The sequence below is a fragment of the uncultured Rikenella sp. genome (genome assembly GCF_947628055.1).
Taxonomy (GTDB): domain Bacteria; phylum Bacteroidota; class Bacteroidia; order Bacteroidales; family Rikenellaceae; genus Rikenella.
The window spans coordinates 1-20,881 of the sequence record NZ_CANQYJ010000001.1; the positions used below are offsets into that span (position 1 = coordinate 1).

At 56.6% G+C, this 20,881-nt stretch carries 15 protein-coding genes and 1 pseudogene; 12 read left to right on the forward strand and 4 right to left on the reverse strand.

The window, feature by feature from the left end; genetic code table 11:
• The 10 genes and pseudogenes from Q0Z93_RS00005 to Q0Z93_RS00050 form a co-directional block, all read left to right on the forward strand.
• Positions 1 to 898 (forward strand): annotated as a pseudogene (locus tag Q0Z93_RS00005) (DNA repair protein RecN); the annotation flags it as partial.
• 405 nt (positions 899 to 1,303) lie between these two features.
• Positions 1,304 to 1,756 (forward strand): hypothetical protein, encoded by a 453-nt coding sequence (locus Q0Z93_RS00010; RefSeq protein WP_298061241.1) that lies wholly within the window; start codon positions 1,304 to 1,306, stop codon positions 1,754 to 1,756.
• 26 nt (positions 1,757 to 1,782) lie between these two features.
• Positions 1,783 to 3,537, forward strand: a complete 1,755-nt coding sequence (locus Q0Z93_RS00015) for a S41 family peptidase (protein ID WP_298061243.1) — start codon at positions 1,783 to 1,785, stop codon at positions 3,535 to 3,537.
• Positions 3,538 to 3,551: 14 nt separating this feature from the next.
• Complete coding sequence (gene leuS, locus Q0Z93_RS00020; RefSeq protein ID WP_298061245.1) at positions 3,552 to 6,308, forward strand: leucine--tRNA ligase; 2,757 nt, start codon at positions 3,552 to 3,554, stop codon at positions 6,306 to 6,308.
• Positions 6,309 to 6,345: 37 nt separating this feature from the next.
• Positions 6,346 to 7,263 (forward strand): YitT family protein, encoded by a 918-nt coding sequence (locus Q0Z93_RS00025; protein WP_298061247.1) that lies wholly within the window; start codon positions 6,346 to 6,348, stop codon positions 7,261 to 7,263.
• Between the two features lie 11 nt (positions 7,264 to 7,274).
• Entirely contained in the window at positions 7,275 to 8,621 is a 1,347-nt protein-coding gene (locus tag Q0Z93_RS00030) for a M23 family metallopeptidase (RefSeq protein WP_298061250.1), read from the forward strand.
• The gene (locus Q0Z93_RS00035; protein WP_298061252.1) at positions 8,605 to 9,135 is read left to right on the forward strand and encodes a hypothetical protein; all 531 of its coding nucleotides are present in this window, start codon (positions 8,605 to 8,607) and stop codon (positions 9,133 to 9,135) included. Before Q0Z93_RS00030 ends, Q0Z93_RS00035 begins: the two co-directional genes overlap by 17 nt.
• A gap of 91 nt (positions 9,136 to 9,226) precedes the next feature.
• Complete coding sequence (locus Q0Z93_RS00040) at positions 9,227 to 11,230, forward strand: dihydrofolate reductase (protein ID WP_298061316.1); 2,004 nt, start codon at positions 9,227 to 9,229, stop codon at positions 11,228 to 11,230.
• 332 nt (positions 11,231 to 11,562) lie between these two features.
• Positions 11,563 to 12,159, forward strand: coding sequence for a UbiX family flavin prenyltransferase (locus tag Q0Z93_RS00045; protein WP_298061254.1), 597 nt, complete (start codon positions 11,563 to 11,565; stop codon positions 12,157 to 12,159).
• Positions 12,160 to 12,224: 65 nt separating this feature from the next.
• Complete coding sequence (locus Q0Z93_RS00050; protein ID WP_298061258.1) at positions 12,225 to 12,398, forward strand: 4Fe-4S binding protein; 174 nt, start codon at positions 12,225 to 12,227, stop codon at positions 12,396 to 12,398.
• 83 nt (positions 12,399 to 12,481) lie between these two features.
• Here Q0Z93_RS00050 and Q0Z93_RS00055 read toward each other — a convergent pair whose 3' ends face one another.
• From Q0Z93_RS00055 to Q0Z93_RS00070, 4 genes are all read right to left on the reverse strand, one after another.
• Positions 12,482 to 14,302, reverse strand: coding sequence for a potassium transporter TrkG (locus tag Q0Z93_RS00055; RefSeq protein ID WP_298061261.1), 1,821 nt, complete (start codon positions 14,300 to 14,302; stop codon positions 12,482 to 12,484).
• A gap of 513 nt (positions 14,303 to 14,815) precedes the next feature.
• Positions 14,816 to 15,406 (reverse strand): porin family protein, encoded by a 591-nt coding sequence (locus Q0Z93_RS00060; protein ID WP_298061263.1) that lies wholly within the window; start codon positions 15,404 to 15,406, stop codon positions 14,816 to 14,818.
• A gap of 174 nt (positions 15,407 to 15,580) precedes the next feature.
• On the reverse strand, positions 15,581 to 17,263 hold the full coding sequence (locus tag Q0Z93_RS00065) for a peptide MFS transporter (RefSeq protein WP_363291291.1): 1,683 nt from the start codon (positions 17,261 to 17,263) through the stop codon (positions 15,581 to 15,583).
• A 273-nt stretch (positions 17,264 to 17,536) separates the two neighbouring features.
• Complete coding sequence (locus tag Q0Z93_RS00070) at positions 17,537 to 18,529, reverse strand: NYN domain-containing protein (RefSeq protein WP_298061267.1); 993 nt, start codon at positions 18,527 to 18,529, stop codon at positions 17,537 to 17,539.
• A 301-nt stretch (positions 18,530 to 18,830) separates the two neighbouring features.
• Here Q0Z93_RS00070 and Q0Z93_RS00075 point away from each other — a divergent pair, with 301 nt between their 5' ends.
• On the forward strand, positions 18,831 to 19,655 hold the full coding sequence (locus Q0Z93_RS00075; RefSeq protein ID WP_298061269.1) for a hypothetical protein: 825 nt from the start codon (positions 18,831 to 18,833) through the stop codon (positions 19,653 to 19,655).
• A gap of 483 nt (positions 19,656 to 20,138) precedes the next feature.
• Complete coding sequence (gene rsmI, locus Q0Z93_RS00080) at positions 20,139 to 20,870, forward strand: 16S rRNA (cytidine(1402)-2'-O)-methyltransferase (RefSeq protein WP_298061271.1); 732 nt, start codon at positions 20,139 to 20,141, stop codon at positions 20,868 to 20,870.
• Positions 20,871 to 20,881: the final 11 nt, after the last annotated feature.

Genomic DNA, 20,881 nt, shown 5'->3' on the forward strand with positions numbered 1-20,881 from the left:
GGAACTGGGTGAGCGCATGTCGAGCGTTTATCTGGAGCTCAAGGATCTGGCGGAAGAGTTCGAACGGCGCAAGGACGGGGTGCAGATCGACCCGCAGCGGCTGTCGGTCGTGACGGGGCGGCTGGACGAGATTTACACTTTGTGCCGCAAACACAGGATCGACGAAGCGAATGCAGAAAAGGAGCTGCTCAGGCTTCAATCCGAGCTGGATGCGAAATTGCAGGGATTCGAGGCGGCGGAAACTTATATGGCGGAGCTGAAACGCCGGATCGCCGAACTCGAGGCGGAGGCGGAGGCGGAGGCAGGCCGAATCTCCGAAGGACGGCGTGCGGCGGCACCGAAAATCGGGAAGCATGTCATTAAGACTTTGGCGGAATTGGGCATAAAAGGGGCTGCTTTCGAGGTGCGCGTTGCTCCGGCGAGGGCTGCGGGCGGCCTGACTGCCTTGGGAGCGGATGAGGTAACGATGTGGTTCAGCGGGAATGCGGGAACGGCGGCCCAGCCGATCGAGGATGTGGCTTCGGGCGGGGAAATGTCGCGTGTGATGCTGGCGATCAAGGGATTGGTGGCCAGGAGCATGCGGATGCCGACGGTCATTTTCGACGAAATCGATACGGGGGTTTCGGGACGGGTGGCGGATAAAATGGGGGAGATCATTGCGGAGATGGCCGGTTCGATGCAGGTGCTCAATATCACGCATCTGCCGCAGGTGGCTTCCAAGGGGGAACATCATTACTATGTGTATAAGGAGGCTGCTGCAGAACGGAACGGGGGAGGAACGCATATCCGGGAACTGACGGGGGAGGAACGGGTGGAACATATCGCGGCGATGCTGAGCGGCAGTGCGGTGACGGAGGCGGCCAGAACGCAAGCTCGGGAATTGCTCAAACGTTCATAATATGTTCGTTTAATCTCTGCCTTAGTTGGAGGGAACTGCCGCTTTCTTGAAAGAAAGCGGCGCAAAGAACTTTTGAGATAGCTGCGCTACTCTTTAGGCTCCGCAGTCCTCTTGCATTGTGGTTTCTTTGGGCCGGAGCAATAGACCGCTCTTAATATTGCGATCCTTCGGATCGCCGACCTCAGCGCCCAGCGGCGAAGCCGCTCGGGGGGTGGGCGCGAGGTCGAACTGAGGTGCAATAGAGCGGTCTATTGCTCGGCCCAAAAGGATCGAAGACAAGGGTACCCGGCAGGCTCAAGAGATGCGAAGCATCTCAAAAAGTTTTTCTGGTTCTCTTTGTTCACAAAGAGAACGGTACCCTCAAACATAAGGTAGAAATAAAACGAACGAATAAATTAAGAAAGTATGAAACGATATCCGATTCGCGCGGCGAAATACGCCATTTACCTGATTATTTTATTTTTCATACTATTCGCCCTGCTCCGAGCCTTCGGAAGCGCCTCGCCCATCAGTGTACTGTGGAGCACCTCGCGAGGGCTGCTGTTTTTGGGCGTAGTCATAGTATTCGCCCTGCTGTACCCCTTCTTCGGATTTACCCGCAAGCGATTGACCTTCAATGCCGCCGCCCGTTCCGAAGATGTAGAGCGCGTGATGGGCATGTGCGGATTCAAGCGCATCGACACCGAGAATCACAGCGCCGACAACATGCTCTTTCAGGCAGCCTCCACAGCCCAAAAGATCGTGATGATGTGGGAAGACCAAATAGAGATCACCACCATAGACGGTATCTCCTACATCGAAGGGAACCGCAAAGCAGTCGTACGGGCCGCATTCCGCATGGGAACCTACATCGCATAACCCAGGAAGACAGACATCCCGATGATATGAGCGCATATCGGCACATACTCCTCCTCTCCCTGCCGGCAGTCGCCAGCCTCCTTATTTCGGCAGGTAGCGTTTCGGCGGCGGTTAAAAAACAGGCCGTACCGCGACCGACGGCGGATAGCTCCGTCATCGTCTCGCAGCGGCGCGACTTAGAGATCGGGCGGTCGATGGAGACCTTTTTCAACATATTCCGCGAAGTAAACCTCTACTATGTAGACACCACCTCTCCGGCCCGGATGGTGAAAGAAGCCGGGAGCGCCATGCTCGAGAGCCTGGACCCTTATACCGAATACCTGCCCGCCGAAGAGATGGCCGATTTCGAGACCCTGACCACCGGAAAATATGCAGGCCTCGGCGCACTGATCCGGAAATCCTCCGACGGCCAATGGATCGAAGTCGCCGAACCATACCGAGGAACACCGTCCGACCGGGCCGGTCTGAAAGCCGGAGACCGGATCTTATCCGTCGACGGGATCGACCTGCAAGGGCGCGAAGTAGCCTTCGCCAGCGACCGGATGCGAGGCAAAGCAGGGACAACGGCCATTCTGGTCGTGCGGCCCGTCGCCGATACGACCGCGACAAAAACACTCCATATCAAGCGGGAACGGATTTCCGTACCGGCAGTCCCTTATTACGGATGGGTCAAAGACACAGGGGGAATGGACTCGGTGGGCTATATCCGGCTGAACAGCTTTACGGAGAACTGCGCGGCGGAAGTCAGAGCTGCCTTGACCGCACTCCGGCACCAAAGCGGCGGGGCTTTAAAAGGATTGATTCTCGACCTGCGGGACAATACCGGAGGGATATTGGGCGAAGCGGTGAAAATCGTGGGACTGTTCGTCCCGCGGAACACCGTAGTCGTAACGACACGGGGGCGGGTGCAGGAAATGAACGGCACATACCGGACTGTGGGCGAACCGCTCGCGCCGGAGGTACCGCTGGCCGTGCTGATCAACCACTCGTCCGCCTCGGCCAGCGAAATCGTGGCAGGGTCTTTACAGGACTTGGATCGTGCAGTCATTATAGGACAACGCAGCTTCGGAAAAGGCCTGGTGCAATCCACCCGGCCGGTGGGCGAGAACGGCTACATCAAGCTCACCACAGCGAAATACTATACGCCCAGCGGGCGGTGCATCCAGGCCATGGACTACAGCCACAGGAATGAAGACGGCAGCGTGGGCGCAGTGCCGGACTCGCTGATCCGTTCGTACCGGACAGCCGGAGGACGCACCGTTTACGACGGCGGAGGAATTATGCCGGACATCAAAACCGATGCGGAATATTTCGGCAAGTTTACAGTCATCCTGTTGGGATCGGGCTATATCGACGACTTCGCCAACCGCTACGCGGTCGAACACGAACCCACACGTGATTTTGCGGTGGACGACAGCACCTATGCGGAATTCTGCGCATTCATGACCGATAAGCCGATCGCTTTCGAGTCGGGAACCGAACGGCTGCTCGAACAATTGCGCAAGGTAGCCGAGCGGGAGAAATATTCGGAGCGGATCGCAGGCGAGCTGGAGGCCATAGCCGTCAAGATAAAAGACGACAAGACGGCGGAGCTGAAAGCATTTGCGCCGGAAATCCGGCAAGTGCTGGCGGATGCGGTAATGACACGGTGGTACTACGATGCCGGGCGGTTGGAATCTATGCTTCGGCGCGACAAGACGGCGCGGCAGGCGGCAGATATATTGCTGGACAAAGGCGAATATACGCGTATCGTCGCCACACAGGATACGGACAAAAAATAACAACGAAATACGAAATGGAATACGATTTCAAAGAAATCGAACGCAAATGGCAGCAGCGGTGGGCAGAGGCAGGCACCTACCATGTGGAGATCGATGCTTCACGGCCGAAATACTACGTGCTGGACATGTTCCCCTATCCGTCGGGGGCGGGGCTGCACGTGGGGCATCCGTTAGGATACATCGCCTCCGATATTTACAGCCGGTACAAGCGGCAGAAAGGATTCAACGTCCTGCATCCGATGGGGTACGACGCATTCGGGCTGCCGGCGGAACAATATGCGATACAGACCGGGCAGCATCCGGCGGTGACGACGGAACAGAACATCAAGCGGTACCGCGAGCAGTTGGACAAAATCGGGTTCAGCTTCGACTGGGATCGCGAAGTGCGGACATGCGACCCGGGATACTACCGGTGGACGCAGTGGGCATTTGAACAGATGTACGGCCATTATTACGACACCGCGGCAGACCGGGCGAAGCCGATTGCAGAGCTCGAGGCACACTTCGCACAACGCGGAACCGAGGGGCTTCATGCGGCTTGCGGCAAGGAACTCCACTTCACCGCAGCAGAGTGGGCAGCCTATTCCGACAAAGAGCGAGCCGACGTGTTGATGAACTACCGGTTGGCATTTCAGGCCGATACGATGGTGAACTGGTGCGAAGGGTTGGGAACCGTGCTGGCGAACGATGAAGTGAAAGACGGGCTGTCGGTGCGGGGAGGTTTTCCGGTGGAGCAGAAACGGATGCGGCAGTGGCTCTTGCGGGTGACCGCTTATGCAGAGCGGTTGCTGCAGGGGCTGGACGGTTTGGCGTGGAGCGAGTCGCTCAAGGAGATTCAGCGGAACTGGATCGGGAAATCCACCGGAGCGACGATGTTTTTCCCGATCAAAGGCTTTGCTGCGGCGGGCGAGGGAGCCAAACTGCTGGAAATTTTCACCACCCGGGCAGATACGGTGTTCGGCGTGACGTTTATGGTTCTGGCGCCGGAGCATCCGTTGATCGGAGAGATCACCGCCCCTGCACAGCGGGAAGCGGTGGAGGCGTACTTGGCTGAGACCAAGAAACGCAGCGAACGGGAGCGGATGGCGGACACGAAACGGGTGAGCGGGGTATTTACGGGGGCATATGCGATCAATCCGTTCAACGGAGTCGAGATACCGATCTGGGTAAGCGACTATGTGCTGGCGGGATACGGGACGGGGGCGATCATGGCAGTGCCGGCGCACGACAGTCGGGACTGGGCGTTCGCACGGCATTTCGACCTGCCGATCGTGCCGATCATCGAATGCGATGTCTCGGAAGGCTCTTATGATGCGAAGGAAGGACGGCTGATCAACTCCGACTTCTTGACCGGACTCGATGTCAAGGAGGCGATACCGGCCATGTTCGCCGAGATCGAGCGGCGCGGGATCGGACATAAAAAGGTAAATTACCGGCTGCGGGACGCCATTTTCAGCCGGCAGCGGTACTGGGGCGAACCGTTCCCGGTTTCGTACACGGCGGACGGCATTCCGGTATTGCTGCCGGAATCGGAACTGCCGCTCCTTTTGCCGGAAGTGCAGGACTTCACGCCGACCGCCGACGGGCGGCCGCCGCTGGCCCGGGTCGACGGGTGGGGATACGAGACCAGTACGATGCCGGGGTTTGCGGGGTCATCCGCTTATTACCTGCGGTATATGGATCCGAAGAACGACACGGCATTGGTTTCCAAAACGGCGAACGACTACTGGCGGAACGTGGACTTGTACGTGGGCGGGATCGAACACGCCACGGGACACCTGATCTACTCCCGGTTCTGGAACAAGTTCCTGTACGACTTAGGATATGTGTGCGAAGACGAACCATTCCAGAAACTGGTCAACCAGGGGATGATCCAGGGGCGGTCGAACTTCGTCTACCGGATCAAGGGGACGAACCGCTTCGTCAGCTTCAACCTCAAGGATCAATACGATACCCAGGAGATTCACGTGGATGTCAATATCGTGAAGAACGACGTGCTCGATCTCGACGCATTCCGGGCATGGCGGCCGGAATTCAAAGACGCCGAATTCATTCTTGAACCGGACGGACGGTATGTGTGCGGCTGGGCCGTCGAAAAGATGAGCAAATCGATGTACAACGTGGTCAATCCGGATTTCATTGTGGATAATTATGGGGCGGACACGCTGCGGATGTACGAGATGTTCCTCGGGCCGATAGAACAGTCGAAGCCGTGGGACACCAACGGGATCGACGGCGTGCATAAGTTCCTGAAACGGCTGTGGCGGCTCGTGGAAAATGTCGGCGATACGCCCGCGACGGACGCGGAACTCAAAGTATTGCACAAAACCATTAAAAAGGTTTCGGACGACATCGAGAACTTCTCGTTCAACACGGCGGTCAGTGCGTTTATGATCTGCCTCAACGAACTGTACGACAGCAAGACCACGGCGCGGCTCGTACTCGAACCGTTAGTGGCCTTGGTGGCCCCCTTCGCGCCGCACATAGCCGAAGAGCTGTGGCACGGGGCGCTGGGGCACCCTGAGACGGAATCGGTGTGCGACGCGCCGTATCCGGTCTGTGACGAACGGTACCTGACCGAATCCTCGTTCGAGTACCCGGTATCGTTCAACGGCAAGACCCGCTTCAAACGGACATTCGACCTCTCCATGACACCGTCGCAGATTACCGAAGCGATCGCTGCGGACGAGCAGACCGCCAAATACACCGACGGACGGGCGATCAAGAAAGTCATCGTAGTGCCGGGCAAGATTATCAACATCGTGTGCTGATCCGCACCCTCGAAACCATTTAGGAAAGAAATACCGAATGAAAACGCTACCCAAACCCCGGATCGATCTGCGAGACCTCCGTCGGGAAATACGCGCCTATATCATCATCTCCATCGGACTGCTGATGTACTCGTTCGCATGGACCGCCCTGCTGATCCCGGCCAAGATGGTCGGCGGCGGGACGGGCGGCATCGGAACCATTGTCTACTACGCTACCAGCAACGCCGCGGGGCAGGGAGGGATTCCGGTCGGGGTCACCTACCTGGTGGCCAACATCATCCTGCTGATTTTCGGCTTCTGGATACTGGGGCCGAGGTTCGGAGCGAAGACCATCTACGCCATCGCCTTCACCTCCGTGATGCTGACCCTCATGCAGGAGACCGTTCCCCCGGGATTGATGGGGCTGGCGAACGACAAACTGCTGTCGGCCATCCTCGGCGGCGGGCTGGCAGGGGTGGGGATCGGCATGTGCTTCTCGGTCGGCGGATCGTCGGGCGGGACGGACATTCTGGCCATGATCATCAACAAATACCGGAACGTCAGTCTCGGCAAACTCATCATGCTGATGGACGTGGTCATCATCGGCTGCTCGTACTTCGTGCTGCACGACCTGGCGAGCGTCGTCTACGGCTACGTGATTCTGTTCACGATGGGGAACGCCATCGACATGTTCCTCTCCGGCAGCAAATCGTCATCGCAGATCATGGTCTTCTCGTCGAAATACGAAGAGATCGCCGAACGCATCATCCATGAAGTACACCGCGGCGCGACCATCCTCGACGCCACGGGCTGGTACTCCAAGGCCCCGCAGAAAGTAGTGCTCGTGGTTTGCCGGCGGGGCGAAGCGTCGGGAATTTACCGGATCATCAAAGAAACCGACCCGAAAGCATTCATCACGCAAGCCAGTGTGATGGGCGTATTCGGCGAAGGATTCGACGCACTGAAAACGAAATAGGACTTCCCTCTATGGCACACGACACCCCGAACACCCCGACCTTTTCCCGGATATTCAGGCGGATCGCGCAGCGGCATCCGTTGGTATGGATTTTTCTCGGTCTGCTGCTCGTGATCCTCGTGCTGGGGATCCTGATCTGCGTCAAGCGATGCTCGCACTCGCTGTCGGCAAGCAGTTACGCGACCCCAGAACTGGCGCCGTTGGAAGCCTGCTCGCGGCTCGACTCCATCGTCCTCAGATCGCAGAGCAAAGTTTACGGGCTGCCCGTGGACAAATATGAAATCGAACGCGGCGAAATCGAGAGCGGCGAGACCTTCTCGCGATTGCTCAACCAGCGGTACGACGTCAACATCAAGATCGTCAACCGGCTGATCGCCCTGTCGAAAGGCAAGTTCGAACTGCGGGACATCCGGGCGGGACACACCTACACGGCATTTCTGACCCCGGACAGTACGCAGGCCCTCTGCTACTTGGTCTACGAGCGGAACCAGAAGGACTACGTGACGTTCGCCTTGTGCGACAGCGTGTACGTGCGAGTGGACAAGAAAGAAGTCGCCAGCGAAGAACGCTATGTCGAAGGGGTGATCAACAGCTCCCTGTCCGCAACGATTTACGAACATAAGCTGCCGGTCGATCTGGCTCAACGTATGGCCCAAATATACCAGTCGGTGATCGACTTCTTCGCCTTGCAGAAAGGAGACAAATTCCGGGTGCTCTACGAAGAGGAATACATCGACACCACTTGTATCGGAGTGGGGAATATCTACGGCGTGGAGTTCATCCATGCGGGGAAGAGCTACTGGGCTTACCGCTTCCAGCAAGACAACGAGTGGGGATACTGGGACGACAAGGGGGTCAATCTGAAACAGGCGATGTTGAAAGCGCCGTTGAGCTTCAGCGCCCGCATTACCTCCCGGTTCGGGAAGCGGATCCATCCGATCAAGCGGATCCGGCGGCAGCATAACGGAGTGGATTATGCCTGTCCGGTGGGGACGCCGGTGCATGCGGTGGCCAGCGGGGTGGTGACCAAACGGGGATGGGATCCGTTCGGCGGGGGGAACCGGATTTGGATCAAGCATGCGCAGGGATACGAGTCGGCATACCTGCATCTGAGCCGTTTTGCAGTGAAGCAGGGGCAGCGGGTGTCCCAGGGACAGGTGATCGCCTATTCAGGGAATACGGGCGGCTCGACAGGGCCGCACCTCGACTATCGGCTCAAGAAAAACGGAAAATACATCAATCCGCTGACCAATACTTCGCAGCCGAGCACCCCGATCAAGGCGGGCAACAAGGCGGCTTTCGAGCAAGTGAAGACAGATGTGCGGAAAGTCATGGAATCTTATGCTTCGGACCGCTGACACCCCTGTTTTGCCGGTCGATCCGCGCATCCTGCGCTTTATCGGACGCCACCGGGTGCTGACCTTGGCGGCAGCTGATAGGGCGGGCGGCGGATTGTGGTGCTGCAATTTGTTTTACGCCTATATGCCGGCTTCGGCCGATTTCCCGGATTATGCAGGGGGTATGTTTGTATTCACCTCCCCGGAGACCACCCGCCATGCGGCGATGTTCACGGACAATCCGAATGCGGCAGGGTCTGTGGTATTGGAATCGAAAACGGTGGGGCGGTTGCAGGGATTGCAGTTTCAGGGAATCGTGCGGCGGGCGGACATCTCTTCGGCGATGCTGGCGGCGGCGAGACAAGCCTATTTGAAACGGTTCCCGTTCGCTGCGGTGATGCTGAGCGACCTTTGGGTGATAGAGGTCACCCGGTTCAAATACACGGACAACACCTTAGGGTTCGGGACCAAACTCCACTGGCCTTCGGCAAACAGCGCCGCAGCCGCGGCCGACCGGGAGCCTACCCGGGCATAGGGCTGCGCATAATAGCGAACCACCTTTTTTACGTTAATAAGATATGAAACAGCTCACCGGCCTTGCAGCCATTTTAGCTATGACGACACTCATGACCACCGGTTGCGGCGGCGACCGGAACACGACAGACACCGCTGCCGACAACTTCCAGTGGCAGATCGACCGCTTCGACGACATCAACGTATTGCGGTACCAGGTGCCCGACTTCGACAGTCTGACCTTGCGGCAGAAACAGTTTATCTATTACCTGAGCCAGGCAGCGATTTGCGGGCGAGATATTCTGTACGACCAGAACTGCAAGTACAACCTACCCGTGCGCAGGACACTGGAAGCGATCTATACCGGGGCCGACGGTGTGGACAAAACCGCCGGCGAGTGGAAAGCATTCGAGAAATACCTCAAAAAAGTCTGGTTTGCGAACGGAGTGCACCACCATTATTCCGGAGATAAATTCAAACCGGAATTCAACGAATCCTATTTCGACACCTTGCTGGCAGCGACCCCTGCCGAACGCTTGGGCGATATACAGGGGTCGCTGTTGGATACGGTAAAGCTCGTGATCTTCGACCCGACTCTTTATCCGAAGCGCGTGGATCAGACCGCCGGGGTCGATATGGTGGCCGCATCGGCCTGCAACTACTACGACGGAGTGACGCAGAGCGAAGCGGAAGCGTTCTATACGGCATTGACCGATACGACGGATAAACAGCCTGTTTCATACGGGCTGAACAGCCAGCTTTCCAAAGGCAAGGACGGGAAAGTCGTCGAACGGGTGTGGTCGGCAAACGGGATGTACGGCCCGGCCATCCGCGAGATCGTCAAATGGCTGGAGCTGGCCGCGGCGGTGGCCGATACGCCGGAGCAGGAGGCGTACACCAAAACGCTCATCGAATACTATAAGACCGGCGACCTCAGGCTGTTCGACGAATACAATGTCGCGTGGGTGCAGGACACGAAATCGACGGTGGACTACGTGAACGGCTTCATCGAAAACTACGGCGACCCGCTGGGGTATAAGGCATCGTGGGAGTCGACCGTGAATTTCAAGGATTTCGAGGCTACGAAAACCACCCGGATTATCAGCGACAACGCCCAGTGGTTTGAAGACCACTCGCCGATCGACCCGCAGTACCGCAAACCGCACGTCAAGGGAGTTTCGGCCAAAGTGATTACGGTGGCGATGCTGGGCGGCGACTGCTATCCTTCGACGCCGATCGGGATCAACCTGCCGAATGCGGACTGGATCCGGCGGGATCATGGGTCGAAGTCGGTGACGATCGCCAACATCACGGCGGCTTACGATGCGGCAGCGGCGGGGAACGGTTTTGCCGAAGAGTTCATCCTGCGGCCGGAAGACCGCGAGTTGCGGGCCCGCTGGGGAACGGTGGGGAATAACTTGCACACCGACCTGCACGAATGTCTGGGACACGCATCGGGACAATTGGCCGAGGGCGTGCGCGGCGATGAATTGAAGAATTACGGTTCGACGCTCGAGGAGGCGCGGGCGGACTTGTTTGCGCTTTACTACATGAACGATCCGAAACTGGTGGAACTGGGGGTGATCCCGACGCTGGACGTGGCTAAGACGGAGTATAACAATTACATGATGAACGGTCTGATGACTCAGCTCACGCGCATCGAACCGGGCAAGAATATCGAGGAGGCGCACATGCGAAACCGGGCGCTTATCGCAAACTGGGTCTATGAGCGGGGCAAGGAGGATAAGGTGGTCGAATTTGTCACGGAGAATGGGAAAACATTTGTCATGGTCAATGATTACGAGAAGCTGCGCGGGCTGTTCGGTGAGCTGTTGAAGGAGATTCAACGCATCAAATCCGAGGGGGATTTCAAGGCGGGAATGGAGCTGGTGGAAAATTACGGGGTGAAGGTCGATCCGAAGCTGCATGGCGAGGTATTAGAGCGGTATGCGGCACTGAATATCGCGCCTTATTCGGGTTTCGTGAATCCGCGCTATATACCGGTATCCGATGACAAGGGAGCGATTTCGGATGTGAAAATCGAATACCCGATGGATTATGTAGAACAAATGCTGACTTATTCGTCGGACTATTCGTTCCTCCCAAACCGTAACTAATTTATCGTTCGATTATTCAATACCCTATGTTTGAGGGTACTGTTCTCTTTGTGAACAAAGAGAACCAGAAAAACTTTTTGAGATGCTTCGCATCTCTTGAGCCTGCCGGGTACCCTTGGCTTTGATTCTGTTGGGGTGTGAGCAATAGCGGGTTATCGAGTGATTACCTTATACCCGCTATTGCCACACCCCAAAGAAAACGCAATGCAAGAGGATTGCGGAGCCTAAGGAGTAGCGCAGCTATCGGAAAGTTTCTTTGGTTCTTTCTTTTCAAAGAAAGAACAGTCACTCACAATAAGGTACAGAATAAACGAACGGTTAAGTAAGAATTTATGAAGATTGCGATAGGGATTACCGGTGCCAGCGGCGCCATTTATGCAGAACGCCTGCTCCGCCACCTGCTCCACCTCACACAGAACAAAGACGTGGAACCCCCGGCCGTCATCTTCACAAAAAACGGGCAGGACGTCGTACAGTTCGAGCGACCAGAGCTTCTGCCCTGGCTTGCCCGACAGATCGAAGCAGGACACCTCGTCGAATACCGGAACGACGATTTCTTCACCCCCGTAGCATCCGGTTCGACACACTTCGACGCCTTAGTCATAGTGCCGTGCAGTATGGGTATGGCAGGACGCATCGCCGGAGGCATATCCGACGACCTGATCTCGCGAGCCGCAGACGTGATACTGAAAGAAAACACCCCCGCACATCCGCGAACACTGATCCTCTGTCCGCGAGAGACCCCACTCTCCCTGATCCATCTGCGCAACCTCTGCACCATACGCGAAGCCGGCGGGACCATACTGCCCGCCATGCCCTCGTTCTACACCAAGCCGCAAACCATAGAAGAAGCAGTCGACACCGTGATACAGCGCATTTTGTCCCAACTGCGGCTCATTCCGGCCGATCATCGCGGCTGGCAGGAATAAATTTGACTATTCGACGGAATAGTTTTACATTTGCACAAACAAAACCAACTCAATTCAAATTACTCATGGCTTACAAAATCGATCCCGACAAATGCGTTGCTTGCGGCACCTGCATCGACGAATGCCCGGTAGGGGCTATTTCCGCCGGTGACGTTTACGTTATCGACCCGTCAGCATGCTCTGAATGCGGCACCTGCGCCGACGTTTGCCCGGCCGAAGCTATCGCTCCGGAAGCATAATCGGGGAACCCGTACAAAAACACAGAGAGCGGGGATATGCAAATGGCTTTGCATATCCCCGCATCATGTTTATGCCGGATCAGTCAGTTAATCAGAATATCCTCATTCGGATAGCAATACGGGCGGTGCGGCTGCGGCTTCACGAGCGCCATCATCATTCCGATGATCCCCACCCGGCCGACGAACATCAGCACCACCAGCACCACCTTCGCCGCCGGCCCCAGTATCTCCGTCGTGCCCAGCCCGAGGCCCACCGTACACAAGGCAGACACCGCCTCGAACAACAGCGCCGAAATCGGTATCTGCGGTTCCAGAAACGTGAGCACAGTGACCGACATCGCCAGAATGCTCAGTGAAATCCCGATCACCGCGAAAGCGCGTCGCACCGATTCGGCCGGAATCTCCCGTTTGTGCGCTTCGAGCGCCGAATTGCCGCGTACCGTGCCGACAATGTTCTTCACCAGCAGATAAAACGTCGTCACCTTGATCCCGCCCGCCGTAGACTGCGGCGCACCCCCGATCCACATCAGCACCGTAGTCAGAATCAGCGTCGCCGGCAGCATCCGGTGCATATCCACCCCGTTGAACCCCGCCGTTCTCGGCGTTACCGCCGCCAGAAATCCCTGACTGAGTTTCCCCATAAACGAAAACTCGGCCAACGAGTGGTTCCACTCCGCCGCCAGCATATAGACCCATGTCCCCAGAACCAAAATCACCGTTATTTTCAGCACGATATAACTGTTCAGACTCCACTGTCTGGGATGCCGCTCCAACGGGCGCCGCCGGATGCGGCGAACCGCATTTTTGAGGACCCGGCCCACGATCACCAGGAAATTGGAAAAGATAGGGAACCCGATGCCCCCGAAAATCACCAGCCAGGAGATAATGACCGGGACACCCCACAGGTGCCGTACCAGCGGATCGTACAGGTTCCCGGGCAGTGTCGAAAAACCGGCGTTGCAGAACCCCGACACGCTGTGGAATACCGAGAAAAAGATCCTCCCGCCTTCCGATGCGAAACCCGGCTGCCCTTCCACTACCCCATAAAGCAGTCCCGCCCCCAGTGCTTCGACCGAAAGAGTCACCGCGATAATCTTGACCAGCGTTTTGCCCAATCCTCCCATTTTGTCGCTGCTGAGCAAGTCGCCCAGCTGCAACTGGCTTTTCAGAGAAGTCTGCCCCATGAAGAAAAGACCGAAAAAGCTGGTGACGGTCATAATCCCTAATCCGCCGATCTGTATGAGGATCAGAATCACGACTTGCCCGGTCGTGGTAAACGTTTCCGCCGTACTGACCGTACTCAGGCCTGTCACGCACACCGCACTGGCGGCCGTAAACAGCGAATCGACGTACCGGATGCCGTGGTGCGTGCAGTTGGGCAGCATCAGCAGCCCCGAACCTACCAGAATAATCAACAGAAAACTGCCTGCCAGGATGGAGGAGGGGTTGACTTTCCGGGAAAGAATATCCGACACGGCCCGCGCCAGCTCGAGAAAGGATGCCACCAGCAAGGTGACCACAATCAGCCACGGTGCACTGATTGTGTCCAGAAAAGAGTCCGAGGCTAACCACCGGTGACGCAGTGCGATATTGAAGACGGCGATCAATGTAAGGACGACATAGGCGCCGAGCAGAATGGTTCGATTGCGCCGGTTGAGGCGGTTGTTGTTGTCGTCCGATGTGTCGCCGAGCAGCACGCGTATGGTCACGCAGACCCACATCAGGATCAAAAGGCTTTGATACCCGGCGGCGAGGTATCGCATCGACTCGGGCGTCTGGGGATAGCCGAACATATAGACGACGCCGAACGGGGTCGCGACACTGATCAGCAGGATCAGTATGCGGACAAGTTTCAGCGCCCAGCGCCGAAGGTGGCGTAAGAAACGGCCTGCGGGTTGTCTCATCTGTTTTTTGGAATTGGAGTCGACGGGAAATCGGATCGGGTGGCGGAAAGTTACAAAATTTGTGCAGAATTCGGTCTCTGTTCCCCGTATTCACCCTAAGCGGGGTATCGCAGGCGGTTTTACTTTTTTGCAACCGTCTGCTCCCGGTTTTTCAGTGGGTTTCGCTGGCTCCGGCCGGCTAACGAACAAGCCTGATTATTAGGTAGGTTTTCTTGTACGTGCATGGGAGGGAACTGTTCTCTTTGTGAACAAAGAGAACCAGAAAACCGACGCAGCAGGCGAGTGCCATCGAGCTTGCTCGAATGGCCGAGGCGCCAGGAGGAAGGCGAAGCCAAACTTTTTGAGATGCTTACGCATCTCAGAAAGTTTTTTCGGTTCCTTTTGTTCACAACCGAGCAGCGTTCCGAGTGCAGAGACTGCTTGCGGGCTATGCTGAGGTAGCGCGAGGACAACGAGCGACGCGAAGTTAACGAGAACCGTTCAATACCGGGTACGTACTGACAAACGCTCGGTCTATTTATTGGTCCCGATAAAGCGCCAGCCTACCGCCACCCGGAAATAAGTCGGGCACGTTGTCTCTCCCGTGTGCATGATAGCGCTGTTGAAACCCTTGGAATACGAAGCCGTTATGTCCAGTCCGCAGCGGAGCAGATAGCCCGCGCCCACGGTGAAAGCCAGATTGGACGAGCGTACATTTTCCATTTCGGTCGTCGGCCCGCCGTTTTTCACCTTGCGTTCCGCCGAGAGCTTGAACAACCCCTCAAAACCGGCTATGACCCGGAAGCCTCCGAGGAAATTGAACTTTCCGACCAATGGCACCGACAGGTAATCCATCCGGTGGATCGTCGGCGAAGCATAGCCCAGTTCCACGTTATCAGTCGAACCTAATTGAGAATAATACGCACCAGTCTCGATCCCCCAGCGGTGGGTGAAATTGTAATCGACGAATGCTCCCGCATAAACACCCGTGCGCGAGCTCCCCGGACTGTTCATATAGTCGGCGAAATTGATCCCGACACGCGGCCCGAAGCCGAGACCCTTGACTTGCGCCGCGACCGTCGCGACAGCGAATGTAAATACGAAGGTGAGGATGATTTTTTTCATAGGTTCGATTCGGGTTTGGAAGTGTGCAGCGACAAAGACAAACAGCTAAAAAGCATCTTATTTTCTGTAAATATAAATAAAAAGCCGGAGAAGCTCGAGGCTCCTCCGGCCGAAGTGCAAAAATCGTTCCGTCCGGATCACGTTTTCGGAAAAACGGGACACGATCCCGTGTCGTCAGGCATTTTGCGTGGCGTGTTCCAGCTTTTTCATGATGCTGAAGAGGAAGAGGGCCGAGAGCAGGCACAGTACGATCAGGACGCCCCAGACCATCCAGAGCGGAATCCCGCTGCCCCACAGGTAGCCGATCAGCGAAGTGGCGTAGTTGCCGACTGCCGTAGCGGCGAACCAGCACCCCATCATCATCCCTTTGTATTTGGGCGGCGCCACTTTCGAGACGAACGAGATTCCCATCGGCGAGAGCAGCAGTTCGGCGAAAGTCAGCACTAAATAGGTCGATATAAGCCAGTTCGGGGATACGAAAGTATCGCTGGATCCGGCGGCTTTCACGGCGTCGGGCGACATCAGGCCGACAGAGCCGATGGTCAGAATGAGGAAGCCGAGGGCGGCGATGATCATCCCGATCCCGATCTTGCGGGGTGCCGAGGGTTCTTTGCCTTTGCGGGCCAGGGCCGAGAAGAGGGCCACCGAAACCGGGGTCAGCGCCACGACGTAGAAGGGGTTGAACTGTTGGAAGTCTTGCGGCAGGATTTTCACCGGGTCAGGGGTTTGCGTCCAGCGGTAGACCAGCACGCCGAGAGCGGCGACAAAGAGGCTCCAGCCGATCGTTTTGCCGCGTCTTTTTTCGGCTTGGAATGCGCCTACCAGTGCGTAGATCGCCACGATGACCAATACGAGGTTGAAGATGTCGAAGCCCATGCGGGTGATGCCGGTCGCTTCGGGCGAGGTGTAGTCGCGGGCGAAGAAGGTCATTGTCGAGCCGTTCTGGTGGAATGCCATCCAGAAGAAGATCACCACGGCGAAGACTAACATCAAGGCTGTGATGCGCGAGCGGGTCTGGGCCGGGGTCAGTTCGACGTGTGCAACGGAGCCTGCGGCGGCCTGTTGCTTGGCGGTCACGTCGGTGTGGCGGAAGGTCTTGCGGAAGGCGACGTAAATCACGTAGGAGACGATGAGCGAGATGCAGGCGACGCCGAAGCCCATACTATAAGCCGAGGAGAGTTTTTCGATGTAGTGGCTTGAAAATTGGGCCAAGTCACTGCCGCCGCCCGACATCGAGGCGGCCAGATCGGTGAGTTTGGCCAGCGGCTCGGCGCCCATTGCAGCGCCTTTTTCCAAATATTCGTGCGCGAGGGCCGGTATCTGGCCGTTGTACACCAATCCGTCCTGGGCGAGGAAGTGGTTGGTGATCCAGGTGGCCATGCCGGGGGCGAACATGGCGCCGATGTTGATCGCCATGTAGAAGATCGAGAATGCGTTGTCGCGTTTGGCGGCGTATTTCGGGTCGTCGTAGAGGTTGCCGACCATCACTTGCAGGTTGCCTTTAAAGAGGCCGGTGCCGCAGGCGATCAGGGCCAGTGCGCCGAACATCATCATTTTGCCGACGATGCCTGTCCCGGTCGGAATAGCCAGCAGGGCGTAGCCGCCGAACATGATGAAGATGCCGAGGGTGACCATCCGGCCGAAGCCGAATTTGTCGGCCAGGATCCCGCCGAAGAAGGGCATGAAGTAGACGGCGGCGAGGAAAAGTCCGTAAATCTGGGTCGTCACGGCTTCGGTGTAGCCGAATTTCGCTTGCAGGAAAAGGGTGAAGATCGCAAGCATGGTATAGTAGCCGAACCGTTCGCCGGTGTTGGCGAGCGAGAGGGCGTACAAACCTTTGGGCTGTCCTTTTAACATGGGTCTATTGTGGTTTTGGTTAATATTGGCAAGGGGGTGTTTCTGTGTTTCGTGTGCCGGTTCTTTGTCCGGAAGAATAAACAAACTGCAAATTTAACAGTTTCGTTCACATGAATCGGCTTTTGTTAAATTTACAACAACATTTCCGGAATTTTCCGGTCGGGCCGGCATACCGATCCTGTAAAAAGGCCGGCGGTCGGTTCCACTGGCATGGAGCGACCGCCGGCTTTGTGCGGATAGGGTGCGGATGTTCTCCGGGGAGTATGTAAAATGTCAGATGTTGTGCCAGAATGAGTTTTTTACCGAAGCATCCCCCGGCCCGAGCCGTTTGACTTGTTTGGCGACGTCCTGTCCCTGATCGTTTTTGTCGATCGAAAATTCCACTTCGTCGCCCGGGGTGAATTCGGAGAAATCGCCTTCGATCACATCCAGGCTGTGGAAAAAGAGGTTGTTGTTGGGGTATTTGATAAAGCCGTATCCGTTTTTCAAACTCAGCACCTGGCTGGTGTGGCGTGCTTCGGGGTTGCGCTCCTGTTCTTTGGTGTCCGATCCTTTCTCCCGGGGGCTGTACTCGCTGTCGTCCTCTCCGTCCGCCCCCTGGCGCGAGTCGGGGGTTTGCACGAACAGGTTCATGATAAGCTGGTTGTTCTGTTCGAGTCCGCAGTCGATCACTTCCTGCATCGGCACCGGATAGTGTGCCAGGTTGAGCAGTTCGTGGGAGGTTTTGGTCACGATCCGGGTGCCTTCGTCATTGGTGTATTCAAATTCCCAGCTGATCAGCATCACGCGCACTCCCATGGCAATCAGTTTCCGCACCAAGGGCACATAGTCCGTATCCGCCACCACCAATACCGCGATGTCGATCTTCCCCTGCAAAGCCATCTCGAACACTTCGAGGGAGAGCCACACGTCCGTCCCGCGCTCCTCTTTCCGTCCGTAGATGTTCCGAAGCGGCAGGTAGTGGGTGTGCACGCCTTCCGACATCAGTATGTCGTCGAACACCCGGTCGTGGTACAGCTGGCTGCCTCTTGCGGCCGCATCCGCCGCGTTGAGCCGTCCGCGGAAGTAGTGCGCTTCGCATACCCGGCACCGTTTCGGGTCGATTCCTTCTTCTTCGGCCACCCGCTGGCAGATGAAGTCGTGCAGTCCGTTCAAGCTGAGCCGTCTTCGCTGCGGATGTATATAGTTGTAATAGTTCGAGGCGTGCAACAGAAAATTACCGTCATAGAATACGCCTATCTTCGGTGTGTTGTGATTAGATTGCATGGATAGATGTAAAACAGCTGTAATTATGAAAGTTACTGTGCATCATTTTGATGACGGCTCCAAAGTTAACATATTTTTGTTAAAGGGAGTATAAAATAGCTGTTGCGAAAATCGAACCGGGAGGGGGATGGCTTAAAAGATTGTAAATAAAATCTTTTGTATTATTTATGGTTCGGCAGGTGGTTTGTTTGGTCGAAGATCGGGGGCGGACGATTTCGGAGCGTCGGGAAAAACTTGGCATGATTTGTGAAAAATACGGGAAGAAAAACTATTTTTGAAAATGGATAAAAAGCGTGTTGACATGGGATACAATGAATTGGAGATCGAGTTGAGGAAAACGCTGGCGCAGATCGCTCGTTGGCGGGAAATGGGCTGCATGCCGATGATTGAGCAGGGGATTGCGTTGGGGCGTTTGCAGAGGATTTATGCAGGGTTGCTCGATATGCCGTGCGGCGAACCGGATGGGCCGGCGGTCGAGGGGACGGATGGTGCTGCGTCCGGCGACTTGCGAGCGGATATGGGGGCGGGGCTTGCACAGGAGACGCATGTGCGGCAGGATGATGAGGCGCATGACCCGTGTCCGCCGGCGACGGAGTTCCCGGAGGCGGAGTCCCGACCGGAACCGGAGGCGCAGGTAGAGAATGCGGTCGAGGAGGGAAGTCGTGTCTCGGTGGAAACGCATATGCAGCAGGAGTATTGGTCGCGTGATCTGTGTCCGTCGCCGACGGAGTTCCCGGAGGCTGTTGCGGGAGGGAATGCGGCGGCTGATGCTCCGGATGCGGATCGGGGCGGGGACGATGCGGATAGCGAAACGACGGGGGAGGCTGGTGTGTCGGATCGGAATCTTGTGTCGGATGGAACTCCTGAGGTGAAGGAAAATGCGGATAAGGGCTCGGAGGTGCCTCGGATTTTCGGCCTCGAGGTGAGCCCGTATGCCTGGCATGAGATGATCGATACGCTGTTCCATGGAAATGCGGAGCTTTTCGAGGTGGAATGTGCGAAATTGGATGCCATGGGTTCGCTGGAGGAGGCGCTGGTCTATATCGGGGAAACGTATCGCTGGGTGCCGGAAAATGCGGCGACTATCAAGTTTATTGACTTGCTCGAATCCCGATTCGAAAAATAAATGTTCGTTTATTCACTACCCTATGTTTGAGGGAACTGTTCTCTTTGTGAACAAAGAGAACCAGAAAACCGACGCAGCAGCCGAGCGCCGTCGAGCTTGCTCGAATGGCCGAGGCGCCAGGAGGAAGGCGAAGCCAAACTTTTTGAGATGCTTACGCATCTCTTGAGTCTGCCGGGTACCCTTGTCTTCGATCCTTTTTGGGCCGAGCAATAGACCGCTCTACTGCTCCTTAGTTCGACCTCGCGCCCACCACCCCCCGAGCGGCTTCGCCGCTGGGCGCGAAGGTCGGCGATTCTAAAGAACCGCAATATAAAGAGCGGTCTATTGCCCCGGCCCAAAGAAAGCTCGAAGCAAGAGGACTGCAGAGCCTAAGGAGTAGGGTAATTACAGCCCGGAAAGCCCCTATGGGGCCTTTCTTTTCAAAGAAAGAACAGTCACTCACTGTAGGGTACAGAATAAACGAACGGATAATTTCAGAATAAAGTGGCGAGACTGTATGTAGTTCCCACCCCAGTGGGTAACTTAGAAGATATCACATTGCGCGCCGTGCGCGTGCTCAGAGAAAGCGACCATATAGTCGCCGAAGACACCCGCACCAGCAGGAACCTGCTTCGGCACCTGAGCATCAGCAAGCCCATGAGCTCCTATCATAAATTCAACGAGCACGGCGTAGTCGAGCAGATCGTGCAGCGGATCCTCGGAGGGCAGACCGTAGCCCTAATATCCGACGCCGGGACACCCGCCATTTCCGATCCGGGGTACCTGTTGGTCAATCAAGCCATCGCAGCAGGAATCGACGTAGAGACCTTGCCCGGTCCGACCGCTTTCGTACCCGCCTTGGTGGACAGCGGACTGCCCTGCGACCGGTTCGCGTTTGAAGGCTTTCTGCCTCAGAAAAAAGGGCGGCAGACACGGCTGCAACAGCTTGTCGCCGAGCCGCGGACGATGATATTTTACGAATCGCCGCACCGCGTCGGCAAGACACTGGGACAATTCGCCGAACTGTTCGGCGGGGAACGGAGAGGGGCCGTGTGCCGCGAAATATCCAAAAAATTTGAAGAAACCGTTCGCGGGACACTGAGCGAACTGGCAGCGCGTTATGCCGATAAGGAGCCCAAAGGCGAGATCGTCCTGGTGATCGAAGGAGCCGGCTCGGCTGCCAAAAAGGCGCGCAATGCCGATACAGCCGCAGAGGACACCGACAATGGTCGGTAGGACTATAGTTT